29 protein-coding genes are annotated in these 22,912 nt (G+C 59.0%); 1 reads left to right on the top strand and 28 read right to left on the bottom strand.

Annotated elements, in window-relative coordinates; all coding sequences use genetic code 11:
- Position 1: 1 nt before the first annotated feature.
- The 28 genes from IPM39_29530 to IPM39_29395 all read right to left on the bottom strand — a co-directional run bounded on the left by IPM39_29530 (position 2) and on the right by IPM39_29395 (position 20,771).
- Complete coding sequence (locus IPM39_29530) at positions 2-427, bottom strand: hypothetical protein (protein MBK8990159.1); 426 nt, start codon at positions 425-427, stop codon at positions 2-4.
- Positions 424-789 (bottom strand): hypothetical protein, encoded by a 366-nt coding sequence (locus IPM39_29525; protein ID MBK8990158.1) that lies wholly within the window; start codon positions 787-789, stop codon positions 424-426. The genes IPM39_29530 and IPM39_29525 overlap by 4 nt, the downstream gene beginning before the upstream one ends.
- Complete coding sequence (locus IPM39_29520) at positions 786-1,130, bottom strand: hypothetical protein (protein ID MBK8990157.1); 345 nt, start codon at positions 1,128-1,130, stop codon at positions 786-788. Before IPM39_29520 ends, IPM39_29525 begins: the two co-directional genes overlap by 4 nt.
- Entirely contained in the window at positions 1,127-2,092 is a 966-nt protein-coding gene (locus tag IPM39_29515) for a hypothetical protein (protein MBK8990156.1), read from the bottom strand. The genes IPM39_29520 and IPM39_29515 overlap by 4 nt, the downstream gene beginning before the upstream one ends.
- On the bottom strand, positions 2,070-2,612 hold the full coding sequence (locus tag IPM39_29510; protein MBK8990155.1) for a hypothetical protein: 543 nt from the start codon (positions 2,610-2,612) through the stop codon (positions 2,070-2,072). The genes IPM39_29515 and IPM39_29510 overlap by 23 nt, the downstream gene beginning before the upstream one ends.
- Before the next feature lie 8 nt (positions 2,613-2,620).
- Complete coding sequence (locus IPM39_29505) at positions 2,621-3,163, bottom strand: hypothetical protein (protein ID MBK8990154.1); 543 nt, start codon at positions 3,161-3,163, stop codon at positions 2,621-2,623.
- Positions 3,160-3,978 carry a hypothetical protein gene (locus IPM39_29500; protein MBK8990153.1) on the bottom strand — a complete coding sequence of 273 codons (819 nt, stop codon included), beginning with the start codon at positions 3,976-3,978 and terminating at the stop codon, positions 3,160-3,162. Before IPM39_29500 ends, IPM39_29505 begins: the two co-directional genes overlap by 4 nt.
- Positions 3,979-3,981: 3 nt before the next feature.
- On the bottom strand, positions 3,982-4,266 hold the full coding sequence (locus IPM39_29495; protein MBK8990152.1) for a hypothetical protein: 285 nt from the start codon (positions 4,264-4,266) through the stop codon (positions 3,982-3,984).
- A gap of 70 nt (positions 4,267-4,336) precedes the next feature.
- Positions 4,337-4,717, bottom strand: coding sequence for a hypothetical protein (locus IPM39_29490; protein ID MBK8990151.1), 381 nt, complete (start codon positions 4,715-4,717; stop codon positions 4,337-4,339).
- 75 nt (positions 4,718-4,792) lie between these two features.
- Positions 4,793-5,683 carry a hypothetical protein gene (locus IPM39_29485; protein MBK8990150.1) on the bottom strand — a complete coding sequence of 297 codons (891 nt, stop codon included), beginning with the start codon at positions 5,681-5,683 and terminating at the stop codon, positions 4,793-4,795.
- 102 nt (positions 5,684-5,785) lie between these two features.
- A complete protein-coding gene (locus tag IPM39_29480; protein ID MBK8990149.1) occupies positions 5,786-6,304 on the bottom strand; it encodes a hypothetical protein in 519 nt (172 codons plus the stop codon).
- Between the two features lie 39 nt (positions 6,305-6,343).
- Positions 6,344-7,246 carry a hypothetical protein gene (locus tag IPM39_29475; GenBank protein MBK8990148.1) on the bottom strand — a complete coding sequence of 301 codons (903 nt, stop codon included), beginning with the start codon at positions 7,244-7,246 and terminating at the stop codon, positions 6,344-6,346.
- Positions 7,239-8,519, bottom strand: coding sequence for a hypothetical protein (locus IPM39_29470; protein MBK8990147.1), 1,281 nt, complete (start codon positions 8,517-8,519; stop codon positions 7,239-7,241). Before IPM39_29470 ends, IPM39_29475 begins: the two co-directional genes overlap by 8 nt.
- Positions 8,516-10,111, bottom strand: coding sequence for a hypothetical protein (locus tag IPM39_29465; GenBank protein ID MBK8990146.1), 1,596 nt, complete (start codon positions 10,109-10,111; stop codon positions 8,516-8,518). Before IPM39_29465 ends, IPM39_29470 begins: the two co-directional genes overlap by 4 nt.
- Positions 10,104-10,664 carry a hypothetical protein gene (locus IPM39_29460; protein MBK8990145.1) on the bottom strand — a complete coding sequence of 187 codons (561 nt, stop codon included), beginning with the start codon at positions 10,662-10,664 and terminating at the stop codon, positions 10,104-10,106. Before IPM39_29460 ends, IPM39_29465 begins: the two co-directional genes overlap by 8 nt.
- A gap of 214 nt (positions 10,665-10,878) precedes the next feature.
- A complete protein-coding gene (locus tag IPM39_29455) occupies positions 10,879-12,729 on the bottom strand; it encodes a ParB N-terminal domain-containing protein (protein ID MBK8990144.1) in 1,851 nt (616 codons plus the stop codon).
- 17 nt (positions 12,730-12,746) lie between these two features.
- On the bottom strand, positions 12,747-12,998 hold the full coding sequence (locus tag IPM39_29450) for a hypothetical protein (GenBank protein ID MBK8990143.1): 252 nt from the start codon (positions 12,996-12,998) through the stop codon (positions 12,747-12,749).
- Between the two features lie 2 nt (positions 12,999-13,000).
- Positions 13,001-13,321 (bottom strand): hypothetical protein, encoded by a 321-nt coding sequence (locus tag IPM39_29445; protein ID MBK8990142.1) that lies wholly within the window; start codon positions 13,319-13,321, stop codon positions 13,001-13,003.
- Positions 13,322-13,554: 233 nt separating this feature from the next.
- Complete coding sequence (locus IPM39_29440) at positions 13,555-14,235, bottom strand: hypothetical protein (protein MBK8990141.1); 681 nt, start codon at positions 14,233-14,235, stop codon at positions 13,555-13,557.
- A gap of 282 nt (positions 14,236-14,517) precedes the next feature.
- Positions 14,518-14,829, bottom strand: coding sequence for a hypothetical protein (locus IPM39_29435; protein ID MBK8990140.1), 312 nt, complete (start codon positions 14,827-14,829; stop codon positions 14,518-14,520).
- Positions 14,826-15,485, bottom strand: coding sequence for a hypothetical protein (locus IPM39_29430; GenBank protein ID MBK8990139.1), 660 nt, complete (start codon positions 15,483-15,485; stop codon positions 14,826-14,828). The genes IPM39_29435 and IPM39_29430 overlap by 4 nt, the downstream gene beginning before the upstream one ends.
- Positions 15,485-15,676, bottom strand: coding sequence for a hypothetical protein (locus IPM39_29425; protein MBK8990138.1), 192 nt, complete (start codon positions 15,674-15,676; stop codon positions 15,485-15,487). Before IPM39_29425 ends, IPM39_29430 begins: the two co-directional genes overlap by 1 nt.
- A complete protein-coding gene (locus IPM39_29420; GenBank protein ID MBK8990137.1) occupies positions 15,663-16,400 on the bottom strand; it encodes a hypothetical protein in 738 nt (245 codons plus the stop codon). Before IPM39_29420 ends, IPM39_29425 begins: the two co-directional genes overlap by 14 nt.
- Positions 16,363-16,617, bottom strand: coding sequence for a hypothetical protein (locus IPM39_29415; protein ID MBK8990136.1), 255 nt, complete (start codon positions 16,615-16,617; stop codon positions 16,363-16,365). The genes IPM39_29420 and IPM39_29415 overlap by 38 nt, the downstream gene beginning before the upstream one ends.
- The gene (locus IPM39_29410) at positions 16,611-16,886 is read right to left on the bottom strand and encodes a hypothetical protein (protein ID MBK8990135.1); all 276 of its coding nucleotides are present in this window, start codon (positions 16,884-16,886) and stop codon (positions 16,611-16,613) included. The genes IPM39_29415 and IPM39_29410 overlap by 7 nt, the downstream gene beginning before the upstream one ends.
- A gap of 385 nt (positions 16,887-17,271) precedes the next feature.
- Positions 17,272-17,604, bottom strand: a complete 333-nt coding sequence (locus IPM39_29405; protein MBK8990134.1) for a hypothetical protein — start codon at positions 17,602-17,604, stop codon at positions 17,272-17,274.
- Positions 17,605-17,920: 316 nt separating this feature from the next.
- Positions 17,921-20,590 carry a toprim domain-containing protein gene (locus IPM39_29400; GenBank protein MBK8990133.1) on the bottom strand — a complete coding sequence of 890 codons (2,670 nt, stop codon included), beginning with the start codon at positions 20,588-20,590 and terminating at the stop codon, positions 17,921-17,923.
- Entirely contained in the window at positions 20,583-20,771 is a 189-nt protein-coding gene (locus IPM39_29395) for a hypothetical protein (GenBank protein MBK8990132.1), read from the bottom strand. Before IPM39_29395 ends, IPM39_29400 begins: the two co-directional genes overlap by 8 nt.
- An 884-nt stretch (positions 20,772-21,655) precedes the next feature.
- Between IPM39_29395 and IPM39_29390 the strand changes: the two genes are divergently transcribed.
- Positions 21,656-21,802: a hypothetical protein gene (locus tag IPM39_29390; GenBank protein MBK8990131.1), complete on the top strand. Its 147-nt coding sequence runs from the start codon at positions 21,656-21,658 to the stop codon at positions 21,800-21,802.
- Positions 21,803-22,912: the final 1,110 nt, after the last annotated feature.

The raw sequence follows: 22,912 nt of genomic DNA, 5'->3' as shown, positions 1-22,912 counted from the left end.
CTTAGCCGGTGATGTTTGACCGGGCTGTGAGATAGATTTCCTCGAACCGGTAGGCGATGCCGTCTACAGTGGCGAAGTAGGGGGTGCTGCGCTGGTTGTCCATGACCAGGCTCATGTAGCTGACGCCTGTGGGGGTGGTGCGGATGGCCTGGGTTACGGCCGTCCACACCTCATCCAGCACATTCTCCGCCTCATCTGCGCCATGCCGCTGGCGGTTGACGGCCACAGTAACAATGAATTGGTGGTCTACCTGGTTGGCGTGGCGGCTGAGCATGATGGGCAGCGTGCCGTTGGTGTGCAAATACAGCACCGGGCTTTTGCCTTCCAGGGCCAACGGTGGGTAGGCGAGGTTTTCTTCGACAGCGGTAATGCTGTCGAAAAGGGCCGAGATTTCGGCGCGAATGGCGGCGCGGTCGGTAATGCTCATGTGAATGCCCTATTTACTCTGGCCTGCACTTCCAGACCGAAGGATTCTTGTATGCGCGGCCCTTCTACACGGTCCGCGTAGCGGAAAAATTGCTCAGAATGGCCGGCGTCGCGGACGAATGGCGCGTAAGAAACGTTTGTAGCGAGCTTGGCTTCGCCACCTTTGACGGTAGGGAAGACGCTGTTCTTGGTCCGGCCGGTGTCTACCTCGATGTGGGCCAGCACAAAGCGCAGCGCCTGCATGGTGGCCAGCGTCAGCAGGCCCTCCAGGCCGTCGCCGTCGCCTACCTGGGTGATGACCTCGGCCAACTGCCGCTGGACGCGCTCGATGTCTTCTACACTGGCTGTGTTGACGTCAATCATGCCACTTTCCTTTGGGTCATCAGGATTTCCAGGTAACTGCCTTCGGTTGGGCGCGGCCATTCGTTGACCAGGTGGATGAGGTATTCGACGCCGGCGACGACCAACAGATCGCCCTCGGCTACATCGGGCAGGGCGTTGGCGCTGTTGGCAAAGATGAAGGTTTGTTTGGCCTCGCGGGGATTTTGCAGCTGGGCCTGCTCGGTCAGTTCGCGAGCGGCGGGCAGGATGGGCACGATGCCCAGGCCGGTGAGGTAGGCGGCCGGCGCGCCGACTTTGCCGCCGCTGGCGGCGGGGGCGCGTTTGGTGCTGGCGGTGGTGGTTGCGGCCAGGGATGCCGTCATGGGTATGCCTCCGTAAATGCCCGATTCGTGGCCGATAGACCGCTGTTCCGGTCGCCGATGAACGCCTCGCCAACGGCAGTCAACCGCAGCGGTCCCTGCTCCTCAAACAATGTCATGCAGCGCGGCTCGCCGTCCCAATAAGCCTTGTACTGGTCGTACCAATAGTGGCGCTCGATGCGCGGGTCAGAATCGAAGGCCGCCCGCATCAATCGTGTGCGCGCCGGCGAGCAGCTCCCCCATTCACTGATCCAAAAACGTGGGGAATCCACGCCGCGCGCCTCCAGCCACGCCTCCAGCGCGTCATAGGGGGCGAGCGGATCGCCCTGCTGGATGTAATTATGTACATCCCAGGCTGCCATATCTGGTGGTTCACCAGTCAGGGCTACCACTGCCCGCCACCAGGCTTCCAACCATTGGAAATCATTCTGGTAATCCACGTGGCTGATGCCCGGCCCAACGAGCCGGGCATGGGGCAGCTTTTCGCGCACGTGCGCGTACAACTGCGCCGCCCGATATGGCGACACTTCGCATTGCCCATGATGTCCGTAAAACGCCAAGTCTGGCTCATTGAGAAACAGTAATTCCCTGGCATAATTCGGCCCCAACGCATCCAGTACGTGCATTTGCGGCCGTAGCTCCAGCGTCACGCCCTGCCTGGCGAAGAAGTCGCACCAGAGCGACGGCGTGTACTTTAAGCCCCACTGGTCGCCTGGTAACGACCCGCCTACCTGCCATCCACGCCAGTAGGCCACGCTGCGACCGAGCAGCGCCACCCGCGCCGCGCCATCGGTATGGCTAGAAAATGCCACACCCGCCTTCGGCGCATTTCCAGAAGCTACCACCGGCAGCCACATCACATACTCCGGGGCCTCTTCCTGCCCCACTTCCGTCGTTGGCAGCGGTGCGGGCGGCGGCTCCGGGCGCGGGGAGCAGGCGGCACTAAGGATAAACGCGAATAACAATGGCAGTTTCCTGTAAATTGTCATCGTAATAGTTCCCATCATTTGCCATTGTTGACACAGAAATTTGATTATTATTTGCTCGCCCGGCGGTCATAAAAATCATCTCTGTGATAACCGTACCTACTAGAACTACCGTTTTCCCACTTGGAAATGCGCCGGTGCGCGTTCCGATGTAGTTTCCCTCCCCCACTCTAGACCAGGTTATTGTACCGATGGTGTTTTTCAGGACCGCAGCGGATGGCGCGTTTCCTCCCACTTGCGAAAGCAGTGCTACATACTCCAAATACGGATCGCCCCCGCTAACCGCCCCAAACTCCACCCCGCCCGCTGTTTTCAGCAGTGCATCGCCCGTTTCCGCTTCAGCCAGTGCCACCTGGTACGCCGCCAGCGCTGCCGCCTGGTCGCTTGTAATCCCCGCGCCGGGCAAAGATGGTAGTCCGCCATCTTTAATTTGTAGGCCATCAATGGTCACACCGGCATCAGCCGTGCGCTCTTCAATCGTGTTTGTTTTTACGCTCATGTTTTACCTCAATCCAGAATCACCAAGTCGCCAACAGCGATCAACTCGCCATCAACGGTAAAATCACCGACAACCACCATCTGGTGATTAGCCGGTATGGTTACGGTTTCGCCAGCAGGCACGGCCGTGCGCTGCATCAAATACCCCTTCACTACCGGCAAATCATCCAGCCAATCCACCTGCGCCTGCGGCAACGAATAGGCCGCAATCAACGCCGCAAGCGAGCCGGGGGAGGCGGGCTGCGGCGTCATCCCCAACGTAAGCAGCACGCTAAGCTGCGCTACCCCCGTGTGGCGGCCTAGCTCAAATTGCCCCGTCTCCTCATCGGGCAAAACCACCGTCCAACGCCACACGCGCCGGCCGGTATCGTCGGGCACAGGCAGGTCAATGGAGCCTGCGCCGGTCTCGTCGTCTGTGGTGGCGGTGCGCGCCGTGCGGGGCACAATCTCCCCGGCCGCATTAATCAAGATGCTATCCTGGGGCATAAAGGTCAGCGATGCGCCGGGGTTGTCCGGCAGGCTAAATTCCACAGTTTGTTCGTAGCTGCTCACAGGGTATCTCCATGCCGCAGGCGACGGGTTTGCACGCCGCGCCCAGCGCTGGCCGGTCGGCCGCCTACCGCGCCGCCAGTCAGGGCCAGCAGGGACGCCTGTATCTGGTTGAGGTATTCGGTGCGCGGGCCGATCTGGTAGTTGGTTTTGGTCATCCAATAGCGGTGCAGCCGGTGCAGCATCGCCAATTCAATGGCGCCCAAAAGCGCTGTCAGGTTTTCCGGGTCTACGTAGCGCACGTCGGGCCGCCCGGCCGGGTCCAATGCGCCCACGGCCCGCAGTCCCTCATCTATGGCATCGGTGTAATCGCCTTCTGGCGATTGTTGCATTGCCCCGGTGCTGTAGCCGGCGTTGGCGGCCAGTGCCCCCAGGCGGTTGGCGGTTTTTTGCGCCAACTCCTGGCGCGTAGCCACCACGTAGGCAACGGACACATCATCCACGTAGCAGGCGGCATCCACATAGCCAACGCGAATGTTGTAATCGCCCCAGGGCAGGCCCACCCGCTCAGCGTGTCGGCTCCACTCGGCGGCGCTGAACAGCAGGTTGGTGGTATAGACCGCTTCCTCGTCGTTGGTTTCGATGGTCAGGATGGCCTGCCCGTCGGCGCTTGCGCCACACAGGGCCAGTTCCACCATGTAGGGGCGGCCTACGCCAATGGAAAATGATTGCTGAATAGCGCTGCCCGACGACGGCAAACTGGCCGCGCCCAATTCGTAATTGCCCTGGTTGGTGATGTGCGCGGCCGCGCCATCCACATCCCAATTGTTCAGGTCGCGGGCAAAGTCGCCATTGTAGAGCCGGTTTGGGTGGGCCATTGCTTATCCTTCTTCTTGCAGGTCCAGGGCTTCCAGGCCAATCAGGGGGGCGGGTTCTGGCGACCAGGGGTCACAGATGGGGTCGTCGAAGCGCTGGTTGCCGCCACGGGCCATCAGCTCTTTTACTTCTTCCAGGGTAGCCTGGCGATAGCCAATCTGGCCCAGCCGCCATTTGGCGTGGTCGGCGTCGCATTCATGGATGGTCCCTTTGGGGTTGACAATAAAATAGCGCGACGCGGGTTCTGCGGCTGCGGCTTTGCGGGGGCCGCTTTTGGTTTTTGTGGTCATGGTTTGTTCTCCTTGAGATTGGGGATTGGCGATTGGAGATTGGGAATCTCTAATCGCCAATCGCTAACAATTAGGCAAAGGTGATGGCCCCGGATGGGTAGAGTTTGCCGTCTGGGGCAACCAGGACCAGGTAGAAGGTGGGCGTGCCTGTGTCCGTGATGGTGACATCAATGTCGCCATCGGCCTCAGACACAACCAGGCCAGAGATATTGTTGGTCCACTCGATAAGCAAGCCATCGGTGCCGATGGCGATGCCGCCTGTAGGGGCGCTGGAGATGGCGTCGCCGGTGGCATTGCTGGCCAGATACCAGTTCAAGGCCACACGCTCGGTCAGTTCATTGCCGTTTTCACGGTCGCGCAGTTGGATGGCCACGTTGATGGCGTTGGTATCCTCAGCGCCGATGGTGAATTTGGCGGCCACTTTTAGATTACGGTTGGTTTGGAAGTTCATACGTTCCTCATCAAGATTGGCGATTGAAGATTGAAGATTGCTGCCAATCTTCAATCTTTCATCATCAGGCTGTGACTACAGGTCGGCGGTGGAGACGACGACGCCGTGGTTGTCGCGCAACTCGGCTACACCGTACAGCACGTCTACGGTGCATTTTGCGCCCAGGTAGTCGTGGTCGTAGGATAGGGTCACGCGCAGGCCGATACCATCTTCATTCATCATGGTTTGCATGACGCCCATGCCGGCCGGGGCCACGGCCAGGGGACGGGTAGCCAGCACCATCGCGTTGCGGTGGAAGAACATGTTCTTTTGCGTGGTGGAGGTTTTGATGCCCTGGTCCATGAAGATTTCAAAGCCGGCGAATTTGCCCACCATCGTCTCGGCGGCCAGGCTGCCCAGCGTTTCGGCGTAGTCACGGTTGACGATACGCTCGATGCCGGTAGCCTCGTAGGCGGCGTCTTCGTGCAGCACGGCGTAGCGCTGGCGCTGCGGCGCTTTGGCGGTGTTGAGGTACTTTTGCGCCAGGCGGAAGTTGGCCTCAGACAGCCCGGCGCTGGCGTCAATCGTCTGGCTGAAGCCAGAGTACAGCGCGGCGATGTCGGCGTCTATCTGCTCGGCCAGGACGGCCATGGCGGTTTCCATGTAGATGGAGAACCAGTCTGGGCTGGCCAGGAAGCGGCCCAGGTCGTCCATGACGAAAGAAACTTCTTTGTGTTTGTTAAGCGTGACGGTGTATTCGCTGGCGGCCGGGTTCTGCAACGTGATGACGGTTTCGGCGCTTTTGTCGTTGGCGCTGAGGCTGCCAGGGTAGCCAATCTTGATGGTCTGCCCTTTCTGGGCGACCTCGTTGTCCCAGTCGCGGGCTACCAGGCGAGCCAGCACGGTGTTGTTTTTGAGGTAGCCAAGCGCTTCGGCGGCTACGATTGTGGGGATGGTCCCCAGGTCGGCGATCTGAATGGTTGCCATGTGTGAATCTCCTCGTTAGATGTGTGTGTAAATTTGTTTAGTAAATGTGCGCTCCAGAACACATTTAACGTCCGGCGACGAGGAGCGGCTGTTAGCTGCTTGTTAGCTGCGGTTCTGCTTTAGAATTTCCGCTTTGTTTTTGCGGACGAAGGCCGGGTCGCGCAGTTGCTCGGCGGTGAAGGCCGTGGTGGGCGTGCGCGATGGTGCGGGCGGATTGCCGGGTGTTTGGGGGCGCACCAATGGCAGCAGGGTGGCGGCATCGGCCGTTAGCTCTTCTTCGGTTTTGCCCATGAGCCGGCCGGCGAATTCGGCCGGCAAACCAGTTTTCAGCGCCACGTTGAGGCGGATCCGTTCCAGGCGCTCCTTTTCCAGTTCGGCGGTGCGCTGTTCGGCCAGTTCTTTCCACTTGCCCTGCTCGCTCATCGCCTGGGTTTCGGCGTCCTTTTGCTGTTTTTCCAGCGCTTCCAGGCGGGCGGCCAGCTCGCCCGCGCGTTTGTTGACCTCCGCGAATCGCTCATAGGGCACGGGGCCGGGGGCGGCTGCGGGCGGCGGGGCGGTGGCGGCGTCGGTGGCCGGTGGCGGCGCTGCTTGGTTAGTTGGTTGAGGTGTTACGTCAGACATGGTTTTCTCCTTCGTTTTTTACGTGCTACGCCACGTTATCTATCTATTGGCTAATTCAGCCTGGGCCGCGGCCTGCATGGCCGGGGTGGTCAGGCTGCTGGTACGCTCGAAAATGGGATGGTAGGGGGCGACGCTGGACCGGCAGTTCCAATGAAATGGCGGCTGCATCTGGCGACGGCCGTAGGATGGCGTGCCCTCGATGTTGAATGGTTTGTCTAAGGGCTGTATCTGGCCATGGGCGCGCAGGCAGGTGTCGGTGGTATCGCCGCCAACGCTGGCGACCACCTGTTTTTGCAAGCCTGGGATTTGCTTTTGCGCCTGCGCGTAGTAGAGCATTTTACTGTTGTTGCCAGCCTGGATGACGGCGCGGCGAATCATCAGTTCGGCAGAGATACGGCCGCGGGGGAAGATGCCCAATTCACGCTGATACACGATGCGCACGATGTCGCTAAAGCGGTCGCCGCTGGCCAGCATTTCGCGCAGCGTGCCGAGCAGCTGCGCCCGCAGCGTGCTGATCAGCCCTGGCACTTGCTCAATGGCCGGGCCAATCGTCAGTTCCATGAAGGCGTCCAGGGCGAAGGGCAGCAGATTGACGCCCAGCGCCTCGGCGACGAGTACGATTTCCTTCGATGCCAGGTCGAAGGCTGCGTCGCTGACATCGGTCAGGCCGCTGCGGATGATGCCGTTCATCTCGTGTTCTAGCTGCGCCAGCCGTTCTTCGATGGCCCGAATCAGGTTGGCGTCGTTGGCTAGTTGGCGGATTTGCTCCGGCGTGGGGTCGTCGCCCAGGGCGGCAAATTGGTCGCTGAAGCGCGCCAACAAGTCGCGCCGGGCATTCTCATAGGCGCGGGCGATTTCTTGAATCAGGGCATTTTCTTGGCGCAGTTGGGCGGCCTGTGCGCTGTCTACAAGATTGATGATTTGGGTCTGGATGTCAGGCATCGGGCGTCTCCTTGCCCTGCTGGCCAGCGATCAGCATCTGCTCACGCTCGAAGGCCAGACGGCTCATGGCGGTGGTCTGGCTGGCGGATTCGATTTGCAGCCGGGTCAGGGCGTCCATGCCGATGACCGGCCGGTCGGCGTCAAAGGCCAGCGTGGGGTCATTGAGCGCGGCCAGGTCGGGACGGCCGATGTCGGCGGCGACGCGACCGGCCAGGCGCAGGGCATCGGCAACGGCCAGGTCTACCGGCTTGCGCATCCGGCGAATTTTGAAGACGGCTTCGGCCATTTGCAGCTCGATGGTGGCGGCGGCGACGCGCTCGACGCCCACCAATTTGCTGAGGCTGAGTTCTGGCAGGCTGTCTTTGACCTCTGATTTGATTTCCTGGATGAACTTCAACACGCCATCGAAGTCCACAGCGGCCAACACCGCTTTCACGTCGCTGCCTTCGGGGAAAAACCAGACCAGGTCGCCACTTTTTTGCAGGTCGCCGGCCTCAGCGCCGAAGGCGGCCCACTGCGGTTCGACGTGTTTTTGGATGATGTTCGCCAGGTGGGTGGCCTGGATGTTGACCTGGTTGAGGCTGGCGATGGCGTCGTCGAAGGTGGGTTCGCCAGCGCCGTCGCCGGGGTCGTTTTTGCATTCGACGATAGGCACAAAGCCGAGGGCGTTGGTGTATTGGGGCGAACGGCCGTCTACCCCTTTCGGTTCGCCGTTGACATAGGTGCGCACGAGGTTGGGTTGCAGGATGGTGGCCTCTTCGGTTACGTCCCCTTTTTCGTCCGTGCCCGCGGTGAGCAAAATTGCCAGAGCAGGGGTGGGGTCGTAGCGGCCAGCAGGGACCACCAGGTAGGCGTCGGGGCGCAAGCTCTGCAAGCGCAGCCGCTTGCTCACGCGCTCATCGCTGATGTAGAGGGCGGCTTCGCCCATACTGGCGACGTACTTTACAAAGAGGTCGCCTTCCACCGGCCAGGCGCTTTCGCGGAATAGAACGTCCATGGCGTCCTGGTGTTGGCTGGCGGTGGCGGCCAGCTGCCAGCCGCCAGGGATGAGGGCGACATCCAGGTTGACGGCGCGGGCCAGCGGGGTGAAAAGGGGTCGGGTGGCGTCGGCGATGCGGCTGAGGACAAATTGACCCATCGGGCTGCCGTTTTGCGGATTGTTGTAGGCTTCCGCTTTGTAATAGCGCCAGTAACGGGCGGCGCGGCTGCGCCGGGCCATGAATTGGCGGGCGTAGGGTTTGAATTCGTCGAGGTCAAAGATTGATTTGCTCATTTACCGAATCCCTGCACAACGGCGGCGCTGACCTGGCGGCTTTTGTAGCCGAGGCCGTAGTAATGCGCGCCGACGCTGATCATATCTTCTAAGTCGTCATGGGCGCCGTGGGGGAACTGCTCGACGCTGCTGAGGAAGGTTTCGTTCCATGCGCCAACCACTATGTAAAAGTTGCCCGCCTGGGCCATTTCCATCCAGGGGGTGGCCTTTGTCACTTTGTCGCCGGGCAGGTGGGGCAGGTTCTTGATGCTGTAGGGCAGCAGTTGGGGGTCGCTGCGCATGGACGACAGGAACAGGCGGTCTATGCCGTCCTGGGCGCTGCGCACGGGCACGCCCCGACCCAGGGCCAGGATGCTGCGCTTGACGAATTCTTTAGCGCCGTGCTGATCGGCCTGGATGCGGTCGGCGAAGGCCAAGACCAGGCGGGCATCTTCTTTGTTGCCGCTGGGGGTCCACAGGCCGAGCAGGCCAACGGCCGTAAAGTCGGGGTCGCTTTTGTGGCGCGGGGCTACCTGCTTTTCAGTGTAGGCCCAGTCTACAGGCATGACCCACTTGATGTGGGTCTTGGGAGCCTGGGGCAGGAATTTGAAATTGTCGCGGCCAACCACGTACCCACCTTCGGGTGAGGGGCGGCCCTGGAAGAGGCTGTTGAAGCTGGTGGGGGCGGCGCGTTTGGTGGCTTCATGTTCTTCAGCGGTGATGCGCTCTGGCCAGAGGGCAAAGCCGGGGTCGCGGTTCAGGGGGTCTTTGCTGTCCCAGGGCAGGCCCTGGCTGGCGGCGGCTTCACGCTCGGCGGGTGTTTCGGCCAGGGCGGGCAGGCGCAAGTGGACAATGCGTTCTGCGCCTGGCTCGCGTTTTTGTTGGTCCAGCAGGCGGCCAACGATGTCATCAGGATGCCAGCGGGTGAGGACGATGACGGCGAAGCCATCGGGGTTGAGGCGGGTGCGGGCCACATCTTCCCACCAGCCCCAGAGGCGGGCGCGGGCGGTGGCGCTGTTGGCCTCGGCGCGGTCTTTGATGGGATCATCTATTACCAGTACGTCCGCGCCCTGGCCGGTGAGGCCGCCACCCACGCCGGCGGCTACGGCCGTTGGGTAGGGTTCGCCAGCCAATGACCATTCATTCACGGCCTGGCTTTTGCTGCTAAGCTGGATGCCGGTGAAGACGGATTGGTAGCGCGGCTGCACCATCAGTTCTAAGACGGCGCGATTGTTGGCTTCGGCCAGGGTCGCGCCGTAGCTGGCGAGGATGACCTGGTGGGGGCGGTTGGCGCTTTTGCGACGGCCGACAAACCAGGCGGGGAATTTGCGGCTAACCAGGCTGGATTTCCAGTGGCGCGGCGGGGTGGTGATGATGAGTGTTTTTTTTCCGTCGCCGGGCACGTCGCGCCACAGTTCGCCGGACTCGGCCAATTCCAGGTAGTGGGCGATGAGCTGCAAATGGGCGGCGCGATACCAACTGTTGACAAAGGGGTCGCCGTCGTCGCTGATGCGCGCGTCCGGGTCTACGTAGGCGCAAAAGTCAATGAGGGAGCGCTCGGCCAGCAGTCGGCGGGCAAACTCCTGGCGGGCGGCCCGGGCGCGATCACTCATCGTCGGCGGTTCCCATGCCTGCCAGTCGCGCCAGGTCGTCGCGGCTGAGGCTGCTCATGTCGGCGTCGTCTTCGGTGGTGTCTAGCGCCAGGCCGAGTCTGGAGCGGGGTACGTACATGCCGGTCATCTCGAAGAATAGCTTGCGGTCGGGGGCGGCTTTGTAGTTGGCGTCGCTGGCGCTGTCTATGAGCGCCTGGATGACGGCCGGGGCGTCGTCGAGCAGGTTGCTGAGGCTGAGACGCTGTACGGCCAGGTCTATGGCTTTATTCTTCAGCCGCCAGGCGCGAATTTGCTTGGTGGTAGCCAGGCCGATAACGTCGGCGAATTGGCCGAGGCTGGGCGGGCGGCGGCTGGTGGCGGGCAGGCTGGCCCAGGCGATGTAGGCGGCTTTGCGCCATTCCCACCCCTCTTCGAGCAGCGCCAGGTAGGTATCCGACCAGGGAAAATCACCGAGCATTAGCTCGAAGAGGGCGCGCTCGGCAGGATGGGTTTGGTCGTAGATTGGCGCTGGTTCGGCCGGCAGGCCGGGTAAGGGCTGTTGTTGTTGCATCATATGGACCATTTATGCTTCAAAATGAAACATTTTTCGTCCATAGTGTACACCATACCAGAGAGAGAAGTCAATTAATTGTTGTGGTTATGCAACAAGAGGCGGGCCAGAAACGAAGAGAGCGCCTGTGTAGGCGCTCTCTTGCCAGGAGGAAGACAAATCGGGCGGTTGTTGGGCGAGCGGTTGTAGTGTATCAGAGAACGGCCGGATTGGTCAACTAATCGGCCAGCGACGCCTGGTGTTTTTCGTAGGCGCTCAGGGCTTTGTCGAGGTTGGTCATGGCCTGCGCCAGAGCCGCGATGCAGCCAACGCCTACTGCATCTACGCTGAGGGTGGCAGCCAGCCGGGTGGTCGTCTGGCGCACGGCGAATAGTTCATCGCGGATGGCTGTGTCTTCGGATTCGGCGGTGGGGGTGGCTGGCTGGAAGGTATGCTGCGTGTGGCCATGGCCGTTGGTGACAGTGAGCCGATGGTAGGTTGTTCCGGTCTTATCGGTGTAGGATTCGCGCAGGCCGCTATCGGTGGCTTCGCCGTTGTCGTTGCGCAGGATTATCCGGCTTGCGGGTGGCAGGTCGGCGGCGGTCATTTCAGCGGCAGCTTTAGCAGCGGCGTCGCGGCTGCCAGCGGCTGCACGATCAGCCATAAGCTGGCCTACTGGCGGCTTTGGCTCTCTGCTGTAAGCATACGTCCATTCTGTTTTTCCGAAGAATGAAAACCAATGATGCTCCGTGCCACAGTTAGCGCAGCTGGCGTCGAGGTCTGCCCGATCTCCCAGTGTTCTTGTTTCAATGTTTGCCAATGGCGCTTTGCATTTTGGACACTTTTCCGGCTTAACTGGCAGAGCTTTTAGCACAGGGTCGGCGGCTTGAGGCACAGGGGTCAAGTCTACGGCTGGCGTCTGTAACGTTTGCCGCTCTTTGCGCAGCACCTCGACGGCCGACAGGACGATGTGATTGTTGTAGTGCTGGTAGGGGTCGAATACCCGGCGATGTGCCAACGGATTATCCAAAATTTTAATCATCCCCCAATCCGCTATGGCGGCAGCCCGTATGGCCGCCACACACTCGGCTACCTTTACGTCATGTTGTTCAAAAATGCCCGTCGAAGGATGGGCCTTTTTTCGTTCGTCACGTATTCTGCTGACAGCCACGATGATGGTGGCGGCATGGAAACGGTTGTCAGGGTCAAAGTTCGGCGCACATTTGTGTGGGTTGTCTAGCAATTCATCCATCAGGGATGGCGTGGTGGCGTAGCCCCGCATGGCAGCTTCGCAGGCGTCTATTCTCTGGTTGGTTTCCCGATCCTGCTCGTCGCGGCGTGCCCGCTGCAACCGGTCCAATGAATCTTTGAGGTATTGCTTTGGGTCGGCGATGTCGGGGAATTCGGCCACAAACGCCTGATAACAAGGAGAGTTGGCGTGGATGACCTGGTTGGTCTCTAAATCGTACCAGCGGCGGCCCTTTTCGTCCTGATAGCCGTCCAGCCAGTCGTAGGCGATGGCGTAATCGGTGGAGTCTGCTTTTGGCTGCGCTTTCTGCATAGTGGTTTCGTTGCCATGCCGATCTGTATACCGGCGTTCACTGGTAAATTTACCAGTGAGCTTTTCTACCTCGGCGCGGATGACGGCCACTGTGGGGTGGGTGGTGTTTGTGCGCCGGGCGATTTCGCGGTCGCTCCATTGGCCCCATTCGTCATCGCGCAGCAGGGTTTCTATGGCCCGGCGTTTGTCGGCCTGGTTGCGCCGCAGGCCATGATCCGCATTGGCGGCGACGCTGGCCAGAACGGCGTCGCGCCGTGTTCCCTGGCGCACGTCGCAGGGGATTTGGAACCATCCCTCGGCGGCGGCGGCAATGGTGCGGTGGTAGCCATCGCTTAGATGATAATCCGTGCCATCATAATAGACGGTGACAGGCGGGAAGGGCCACCCTTTGGCGGTGGCACATTCCTGGCCGCGCGCCTCGACGAGGGCGTCTTGGTATTCAACGATGGTTTGGGGGTTCATGCTGGCGCGTGATTGCGTGCCACCATCGCGGCGAATGTTGTTGAGGGGGATAAGTTCTATAGTCATTGTTTCTCCTGGATGTTCTACTCGATTCTGGTTACTCGTTTAATCACGGCCAATGCCTCATCCAGAGGCATCGGTTGCAACCTATGGGGCGCGGACGACTGGGGGAACGCCTGCGCCAGCAATTCGCTGACGGCCCATTCCCGGCTGACGCCGGCCGCATCTGTTACGCTGATAAGATGTTCGCCACAGCCCCAGGTGCAGAGCAGCACGTTGTACGGCTTTTGGTGGGTGGCATAGGATAGGGTAACTGCTGTTTTGTGCTCGCACATGTTTACCTCGGAACCGGGGCCACAAACGGCAGGGCTGCGCGTATTGGATACAGACTGAAACTTTGGCCATCATCGGCAATGCGCAGGTCATACTGTCTGCCTGTCTGGTCGAATGCGTGCCTGAACGCCGTTTTATTGGTCAAGGGGGCTGTCAGGTAAACGCACTTGCCATCGGCGACGGCGCGCATGATCCGTTTACCCGTCGCCGGGTCCGGGGCGGCCTCAGCCACATACGAATACGCCGCCCCAATATCTGCGACTTGCGCCAGGTTGCCCGACGCGGCCAACAATCCGTCTAAAATTTCCTTAATCTCTGTCAACATCTTGCGATACCTCCCGACAAACTTGTTCCAACCAATTTACTTTGCTGCTGGATTTGGCCGCGCGGGGCTGCGCTAAAACCGCTGGCAGCACCAAACCACACATCAACAGGCCCAACAACAGCGCTATCATTATCACGTCCAAAATCAGGTCATCTACCATTTTCGTCCTCGTTTCGGTGGTGGCGGGTGGTGGTGGCTGGTCTCTACCACGCTACCACCACCCGTTTTTTCGTTTAGGGTAGGGGGAGCGGCATCTGCCCCGGCCGCATGGCCGGGAACATGTCGGCCACATAGTTAACCAAATCTTCACTCGCTTCGTACAAATCATTCCCCCTACCCTGCACATATTTCAACGTGTTCAGGTCCACAATAAACTGCTTGGCGACCGGTCCAAGCCGATCATCCACTACGCCCCATTCGGCCAATTTGCGCCGACTGATCTGGCGTTCGCCGCGCTCTACCAGCGCCCGCGCCAACGCCAGCCAACGCTCCGGTTCCAGCTTTTCCATCCCGTAGAAGATGCTTCCATTCTCCATGACACGCGCCAAAGACCGGGGTTTGGCATCGGCCGGGGCGGCCGTGCGCGGCAGGCTGCGAGTGGTAGAGTAGGGCGTGCTGTATGGATAGAACCAGTCCTTTACCACCGTTGCCAGGGACGCGGCAAACCCGGCCGCCACCAACCCGGCCATGATGGATGAGATAACCAACCACAACCAGACGCGCCAGCCATAGAACTGAATGCCGCCGGCGCCAGAGGGCATCAGATAAATCAGCGCCCACATGCCGGCGCCGAAGAGAAACGAATAGCGAAAGACCATCGCCGTGTATTCTGGCACGGCGCTGCGCCAACTGACCTGCATCCGCTCAGACAAGCGGTTCTCTAAATAACCATCTGCATTTGTGGTTTCGTTCATTGTCTTTTCCTCGTGTTGCTGCGTTTATTTAACCAGGTGCGGACCCGCTCATACCGGCCGCTGGATGGCTCGGCAAGCCAGGCCAGAATCAGGGCAATCAGGGCCATGCCGAAGAAGAGCAATTGCCACATGAGCAGGTCCGCGCCACAGTCACACATCAGTCAAACATCCCCAAGTCGTCACGGTCTATACCATCCAGCTTTTCCAGCCAGCGGGAAAAAGCCGGGTGCAGCATAACCGCAACAAACAACACAATTACCAACACCATCAATATACGGATCATCATCCACCTCCATAAACTCGTTCTCTTATCTCCGATGCCATTTCCCGCGCCAGTCGCGTAATGGTTCTTGGCTGCCATTCGGTTCTCCAAGAACGATGCCATTCCAGGCCGTCTAATGAAAACTTTAGAACTGTGTACACAACAGCTTTTGGCGCAGGCCGATACACATAAGCAAGAACAATTCCGACCGGCAGACTAACAGTGTGAATACTGCTGTTATCTCTGGCGGCAAATGTCCATTCGATCCGCTCTGGGGCAGAAATACGATGGTGCCATTCGATGTAATCAGCCATCTTCACGTCAGCCATCATCCACCTCCATTCAATGTGCTTTTAATCCGGCTGACCGCACTTTCAGTCAGACCATGCTTTCTTGCCAATTCAACCTGATTCATTCCATCGCCAGCCAACAGCCTGATAAAGTCTTGCCCCACCGGTCCCAACTTCAACCACCGGCGTTCACTTTCTTGCAAAGACTGTAAGACTTCTGTCAGCCTCTTGTCATTGGCTTGCAGCTTCTGGCGCTGATCTGTCAGCAAACCGTTAGCCTCTTGCAATGCCCTTTCCAGGTCTTGCATTTGGCTTGCACGCTCTGCCAACTGCCCCTCGACAATTGCCAACTGCCCGCTCATCATGCCGCGCTCTTTCTCGCTGGCGTGCCAGGCCAATATCGCAATGCCGATGGGGATGGGCAGCGCCAACAGCCAATCACCGGCGTAGAAGCGCAAATGGTAGCCGGTCGCCATGATGGTAGTGGCCGCTGCCACCACCCCCGCCAGCCACAGCCTGGACGAGAAGGCGTAGCGCACGCTGCGAAAGTGGAGAAGGTCCACCAGCGCCCCCACCGCCCAGGCCACTAACCAGAATTCGCCGTGGGCCATCAGCACCGGGCCGTAGTGGGCCACGGAGATGAGGACGGCCAGGGGGACCAGGTCGCCCTGCTCGAACCAATCTAATACTCGCTTCATCACGCGCCTTCCTCTTCCGGCCGATACACCGGTTCCAACCGCGGCCGGCGAACTACTTGCGGATCATGGTCAAAGACCTCCAGCCGGACCTCGTTGCCCGCGCCATCGTCGAATGTTTCGATGACGTAACGGCCGTAAACCTGAAAATCAACCAGGTTCATGTGCGTGCGCACATAATTAACCAGCGACATAAACACGTTGCGCATCCTCCCAAAGAACAGAATAGCGGCGCTTGAATTCGGCGGCGTTGGGGGACAATCCCCGCACAGCGCCGACGATGTCGCCGTTTGCCAGCAATGCCATGACCCCTTCCCGCCCGTGTATCTTTGCCAGCGCCACAGACAGACCAGCCTCGTAAAAGGCGGCATACCACGCCATATTTAGCCAGAAGCGGCAACGGCCGTCAGCCGGCTGGAATTCGACCATATCCGGCCCCACGGCCGCTTCATACAGGCGCACAGGCTCCAACGGTTCGTGCCCATCTGCCTGAAGCTCAGCGATGTAGCCGTGCGGCGAACGGCGCGCTGCCGCGCCGGACTGGTTGGCCTGGCCCACAACGGCAAATGTGTCTAAGAGCATCATGTAGTGGTTCCAGACCACATATCCTTCATGACGGCCGTCATCCACAACCACCTTGCCATCTACCACAGACGGCCGTTCCGCATATTCGCCACAGCGCCACACATACAGACGCTCCGGCCCATTGTGGTCCATGCGGGTTGCAATGTCCGGCTCGACGTAGCCATCGCTGGCATAGGCCAACGTCAGCGCCGCTTCGATCTCGCACGTTGGCCACGTTCCTGGCGTGCTGACGTTGTCAATACCTTTTGCGCACTCCATACAATTCATTGCCAGCCAATCACCATACTGGCTGCCGTTAGAGAACGGCCGTACCTTTTTTTTGTTGTCTTCCACTGCCTATCACTCCTATGGTTTGTCGGCGGATGGGAGAGGCCGAGGCGTCCAGGTTGGTGCCCCAAAACGCATTCACCACATCCACCCAAAATAAGTAATCCTCAGAATTAAAAAAGGCGATGGCTTGTTTTTTGCCGCGGCGGGCATCAAACGCGGCCACGCGCAAAACAGCCACAGCCATGCGGCCCAGTGCATAGTCCGGCAAGTCGGCTACCATGATGGCAGCCTCCGGTGCATGGCGGCCGCCCACTCGGCCGTCAGCCCAATCAGATAGGTTCTGGCCGCTTTCTTGGCATCTTCGGCCGAGTCGCAGGCCGCCGACAGCCATATCTCGCCGCCACCGCTGTCAATGAGGGCCGCGACCCATTGACCGGTTGGCTCCTGGATAAGTTCAGCGCACATCAGGTCAAAGTTGAACTGGTACATATCCTTGCCCTCATCACCGGGCGCCAGTTCATCTGGCTCAATCTCAATCCGTTTCCACATAATGCCTCCTATGACGTTTGATAATCCTGCGACCAGTCGCAGGTTGAACAACGGTGCGATTCACGCGCCGACCGGCCGGACCACACCTTGACCCACACGGCCCCGCTGCATTCTGGGCAGCGGCGGCCAGATGGCGCTGGCCGCCATCCGCGACCACACCAGGTCAACATTTCTTGAAACTGTGACCGGACGACGAGAACGGCCGTGTCTTGTGACATACGATTCTCCACTTTGGACTATCTATAGTCCGTTCTTGCTAAAAAAACACCTTGCGTACTCTGGTAAGTGGACGATTTTTCGACCACTCTTACAGTGTATCATGACCCGTCAAGCGCCATATTTAGCCGCTTTTGCGACAAATGTGGCAATTAGTCCCATATCTGGATTAGAGGGGCGTACCATCTTCAGCGAAGCGCCCCGTAGGCCCCGGCGCTTCCCACCAGTAATCCACAATAGCCGGCCGGCCTACGGCCACAGCTTCCGTGTTGTACCGCTCAATCTTGCGCTTTTGCGCGGCGATGAGTTCAGCCCGTCCTTTTGGGTCTTTGCCCACCCGCCCCTTCACCATGATGGACTGCCCAGCATAGCTCTTTTTAACGACGTGGCCGGCCGTTGGATGTCGGTAGCAGAACAGTTCCCGGATCGTGAATAAACGGAAGCATTCCCCCCCAATTTTGATGGTTTCTACGCTGTTAATTTCGCTTGTTTCGCTCAACATTATGTCACCCAAAAAACAAAAATTTAATTACCCCCCGTCCTACCCCCCATTTTGCCTTCCACCCTTCCACTTTTATATAAATTACCAGAGGTAGAGAGGGTGGAAGGGTAAAAAATGCTTGCCTTCCACTCCCTTCCACCCTTCCACTTTTTAGGGGGTATTTGGGGCAAAAGTGGAATGGCGGAAGGCAAGTGGAAGGGTAGCCCAATTTACCCTTCCACTTTTCCTACCTCTGGAAAATGGCCCCAAAATAGGCCAAAGTGGAAGGGTGGAAGGCAAAATGGGGGGTAGGACGGGGGGGGGGGGTATAAATTTTCTAAAATGTAATCGCCCCTTGCTGCCCAGATTTGGCCGCCTCATCGTTGGCTGCCTGTGCCGCCGCTTGCTCTGCTTCGGTGCTTTTTTGGATCATTTCCGCCACCAATTCTTCCATGCCATAGCGCACGATCAGCGCGCCAATGCGCCCCGCGTCCCACTTGAGCACCATGGGCCGTGTGCCCATGGTGCTTTTCTCCGTTTCCAGGTTCAGGTCGTTGTTCAAAATCTTACCCACAAAGCCGGACGACATTTGCTTGTTGCCCTTGCCATACACTTCTTCATCGTCGCCATGCAGCGATGCCTCAGAATTCTCCTGGTTAATGAGTCGGTTTGTCTGCCGGGTGATGTGGGCTACCTGTAGGCGCAGCGCGTCCGGCGCATCTTTGGCTGCCTCGTCGGGCAAATAAAACGCCGTCAGTAGACCTTGCAGCACTTTGGCCGTCAACGTCAGGCTGCGCTGCGTAATTGCCTTGCGGTTCATTTTCTCCACAAAATCCATGATGCTCTCTTTGAATTTCTCTTCTTCGCTGATGGAAAGGAGAGGCACGGTGATTTCTACCAGGCGGCCAGGCATCTGGGCCATTGTCTCGGCGTTGTAGTTAGGGGTTACATCACGCCAGCGTTTCAGCCGGAACGCCAGCAGCGCGTTGCGTATCTCCCTGGCCTCTTTTTTGTAACCTTCACGGTCCTGGATGAACCGTTCAATGTCCGGTCGGACGCCACGGCCGGACGATGTTTCCCAGGTCAGGCAGCGTGATTCGGTGGCATCGTCCACAAACCGCCCACGCATGTTCAGAATCTTCGGCCCGAAGGCGCTGAACACTTCGACGACGGCTTCGCCATTTGCCATGTTGGTGCGCAAGATACCGAAGCCCTGCTTATAGCCGGTGTTGAGCATCTGAACCCAGTCGCTCGATGTTTCGCTGTGGGGCAGGTCGGCCTCATCCATTGTCACTGTGCAGCCGCCCCACTTCTCCATCGTGCGGAAAACAGGCGATGGCGTCGTCGAGCCGGTCACGAAGAGCGCCCGCATACACAGTTCCCCCACTACTTCCGTGAAACGGCTCTTACCGCTGTCACTATCACCCCTGGCGCGTAAGTATGGCAAAACGTAGAACTTATCAAACAACCAGGTCAGCATGACGTAATAGCTGGCCAGCGTTTCGATGTCTGGCGGCAGGTCTACATACTTGTGGATAAACGCCTGCACTCGCCCTTGCAGTTCCATCTCTGATGTGTAATGCCCCAGGCCGCTAGGCAGCCGAATGGTTCCTGTGCTGATCACGCTCTCAAATGGCGTGAACGGAAAGATGCGGTAGTTTTCCGTGTCCAGGGTGGGCGATATGCTGAGACGGCCGTCCGGCCCGCGCACGGCAAACGCTGTGCGTGGCCCGCCTTCATGGTCCGGGTCATAAACCAACTCAAAAAGATGGTCATCAATGAACCCATTGGCCTTTGTCAGTTCGATCTTGTGCGCGGCCCCCTTTGTTGTCTTTTGCAGCGCCTTCACCATGCCGCTAAATTCCCGCAGGCTGATTTGCAGCGCATCGGCTGCCGCCTTCTTTACCCGCTCGAAGTGGTATTCCGGCAAGGTGGCGACCAGTTCGGCCGCTTCCTTAACCATCTCTTCCTTCTCGATACCAGCAGCAGCAGCAGCCCGATGGCACATCCACAAGGCAAAGATAGGCGCGTTGCCCAGCACATCATAGAGCATCTTGTTGCTGGCCCCGGCCACTACCAGCCAGTCGTTGGCATCCTTCACCTTATCGCCACCAGGCCACGCCACAATGCGCGTCGTTGGCCCCAATCGGCGCGCCAACTCAATGCCGCCGCGCTGACCGGCCTGGTCATTGTCCAGCGCCACATACACCCGGTCAAAGCGCCCCAATTGTTTCAGCAGCTTGTCATTGGCTGATGCCCCGGCCAGCGCTACGGCCGGCGCGTTCCACTGCGCCAGTGTCAGCGCATCCGCTTGCCCTTCCACCAATACCACAAAGGTGGCGTTGTGCATTTGGGCAAATCGGTTCCACAAAGGCAGCCGCTCACCAGCCAGGTCAACTGGTGGATTCCAATGTCTTTTCTCGGCCACGCTACGGGCGCTGACATATTCACACCGGCCAGCGGCCCAATGCCCATATACCCACATCCCGGCCGGCATAGCCATCACCGCCTGCACAATCTGATCATTCACATCCAATTCGTGCATCTGGCAGTGGCCGGTTAGCCCCTTGCGGTCGCCATCCCAAAAGCCGCAGCCCGTCACGGTTTCCGCTGACCAGCCGCGCCGCTCGTAATACGCCGTAGCAGCAGCATCCGTCAGCTTGCCTTCCAGGAATTCCATCACGGCCGTCAACACATCCGCCCGCTTCCTGGCCGCCGAAAAAGCAGCAGCAGCCGCGGCATCCAGATGCAGCGCGATGCCGCCCCGATTCGCCAGCCACTTGATGGCCTGGTTGAAGTCCATGCCCTGCGTATTCTCCAGCCAGTTAATCACGTCGCCCTTGTGCCCCTGGCTGTTCCAGAAGTAGAGCTGATCCTCAACATTGACCACCAATGAATCATGGCTTTCAGCGTTCAGATACTTGCCGCGCCCCTTCAAGGCGTAGCCGTGCCCCGTGATAACTTCCTCGATTCGGTTTGCCCGCTTCAATTCAACAATGTCAATCATGGCGCCCTCCGGCTCCGGTTTTGGTAAATTGCTCAGCGACCGCGCCCACCCCGTTCCCAGCCGCCACCAGGGGCAGGGGGGGGGAGGCCGGTGCGTGGCTGGCTGGCTCGTCCAGCAGCACAGCAGCAATGCTGTGTGGGCAAAGAATAATTATTGTGATGCTTGCTTGGTGTCTGGTCATGGTTACGTCCTTACTAAGTGTATTGTGGCTAAAATGCGATTCATGCTTGCTCAACATGTATTGTGATCAGCCTGCCCAACGGCCTCAAAAAGCCCTGTTATGGTCAACAGGTAGCTTATGATAATAAGATTTAGCAAAAGCTATACCGGCTGTGCCGGAAGGCGTTGGTGAGAGCGGAACGGGGCAAACGCGGTTGTGGCATCGCCCTCGGCAAGGTGTGATTTGTGGGCGTTTTGCCGGTTCCTTCTTCTTTTACTAAAACAGGAAGGGCGCACACAAGCCCGGCCCATTCTCCTTTACCCATCTGATTTAGTGCGCCCCGTCTCCTCTTCTTTTTTTGGTCGCCTCGGAAGGCGTAGATGCGGGTCGGCAATGGACCATGCGTTCTGCGAGGCTATCACGAGCCGCCGCCGATGCAGGCACCGATGCCCCCGACGGCTTGGCGGTCTGTCTGAGACCAATGCGTGGAAGGTTCCAGCATCAGTGAAGTGCATAACGCCGCCATCTTTATTTTGCGACATTGTTTGGGGGTGATGGTTAGGGTTATGTTTGTTGAAACTATTATCAATCATCCCGCTCTTTCTTTGCGCTTGGCGACTTTGGTCCGCAGGACTGTAGGTGGGCTTCGGTGATGCCGTAGGCGGGCGTTTACGGCCGTTACGCGCCCCCGCGCCAATGTGATTATTGCTGATCCGGAGTTTGGGGCCGGGCTGCCCATCAGGGTGTGGTCGCGTTCGGTAGTCAGCAGGGCAGCGTAGGTATCTTCCAGGAGCCAGAGGGCCGGGTTGAGAAGTCTCGTCCCGGCGCTGTGTTCGCTTTGGCCTGGTGGATGGCCCGCTGTTCGCCGGCGCGCCGGAGATGGGCGAAGTCGGAGCTGGCTCCCGATGATCGCGGGCAGACCGCTGGCGGCGGAGCATGACGGCTCTAACAATGAGGTCCATCAGGAGTTGGGGATGGTGGATTGCTTTGTTGGCGATGAGGGTGACAAGGACGCCGAAAGCGACCGTGAAGGCGGTGAAGCCTTCAGCTAGCCGTTACGCCGCAACCGGTTGATGCGCGAGGTGGCGTAGGCCGCGCCAAAAGATGAAGACTGAGCCTATTGTGTAAAATTACCGGTTTCGTTCTATTCCCATTGTTTGCCTTCCTTTGTTTTCTGTCTTTTTCTTTGCTCGCCTGATAAGATGTGTGTGCCAGTGGATTATGAAAGGTCAATCGGTTAAAAAAAATATCTGGACCACTGGGATACATCTACCTGCGTGGCCTGTCCTATGACCATATTGGATGATAAGGTGGCCGTGGCTGGTTACTATTATTGCGCCATTCTGGACGATTACCGGGCAGGGTGGGGATCTGGATCAAGGGGTGAGTGACAATGTTCCGAATAGTCGTGCGGAATTCGCCGAATGGCTGGCCGCAGAGATGTAAGCAGCGCGGCCTGAGCAACCGCGAGTCCCGGGGCAGATAGCAGGCATCGCTTTCAGTAGTGTGGCTGGAGCGTTGGACCCACGAGGCGTGGTGTCTTTTTGATGGTAATGCAGCAAGCTGGCTCGGGCGCGGAATGCAAACCTGGTGTCATGACCGGATTGCAATCGGCTGTTTATGGTCTCGGACGCACCCCGGCTGCCAGGGCTGAAGAACGCGACCTGGTCTGTCCAGTTCCGTAAGCTGACGGGTGAACAGAAAGTCCAGGCGCTACGTTATCTTCGGTTTGGTCTGAAGTGACCAAGGGTGGTGATGTGGCGGCTGAAGCGCTGGCCCTGGCGCATTCCTTGAAGGAAGGCGCGTTCTTGTTCTTAACTTTGTATTCAAGCGGTGGCGCGGTCGGACATTGTGTGTTGGGCCTGCACATCTTTGCTGAGGGTGTGGATTTGCTCACTCTTCGCTGCCAGCGGTCCCATTTGGCGGCCTCGACGGGGAGCTCACGACCGCTATGGTTAATTCGTAGATTGATGTGGTGACGATGGGGCTGAAGCGTGGAGACGTCAGCGGAAAACAGGCATAGATGATCTTTTCTTTCATCGCCGCAGAGGCTGCACGTCGGGCCATAACTTTTTGCCAATGGGGTCCTGGCGTAGGGTTTTGCCGAAGCGCACCAACTGGGCGTGTTGTTTGCGGATGGCGGTCATTTCGGGGTCGTTGGG

The organism is Candidatus Leptovillus gracilis, from assembly GCA_016716065.1.
Lineage (GTDB): Bacteria > Chloroflexota > Anaerolineae > Promineifilales > Promineifilaceae > Leptovillus > Leptovillus gracilis.
The sequence above is the reverse complement of the archived record's forward strand: the minus strand, read 5'-3'. Positions and strand labels throughout refer to the sequence as shown.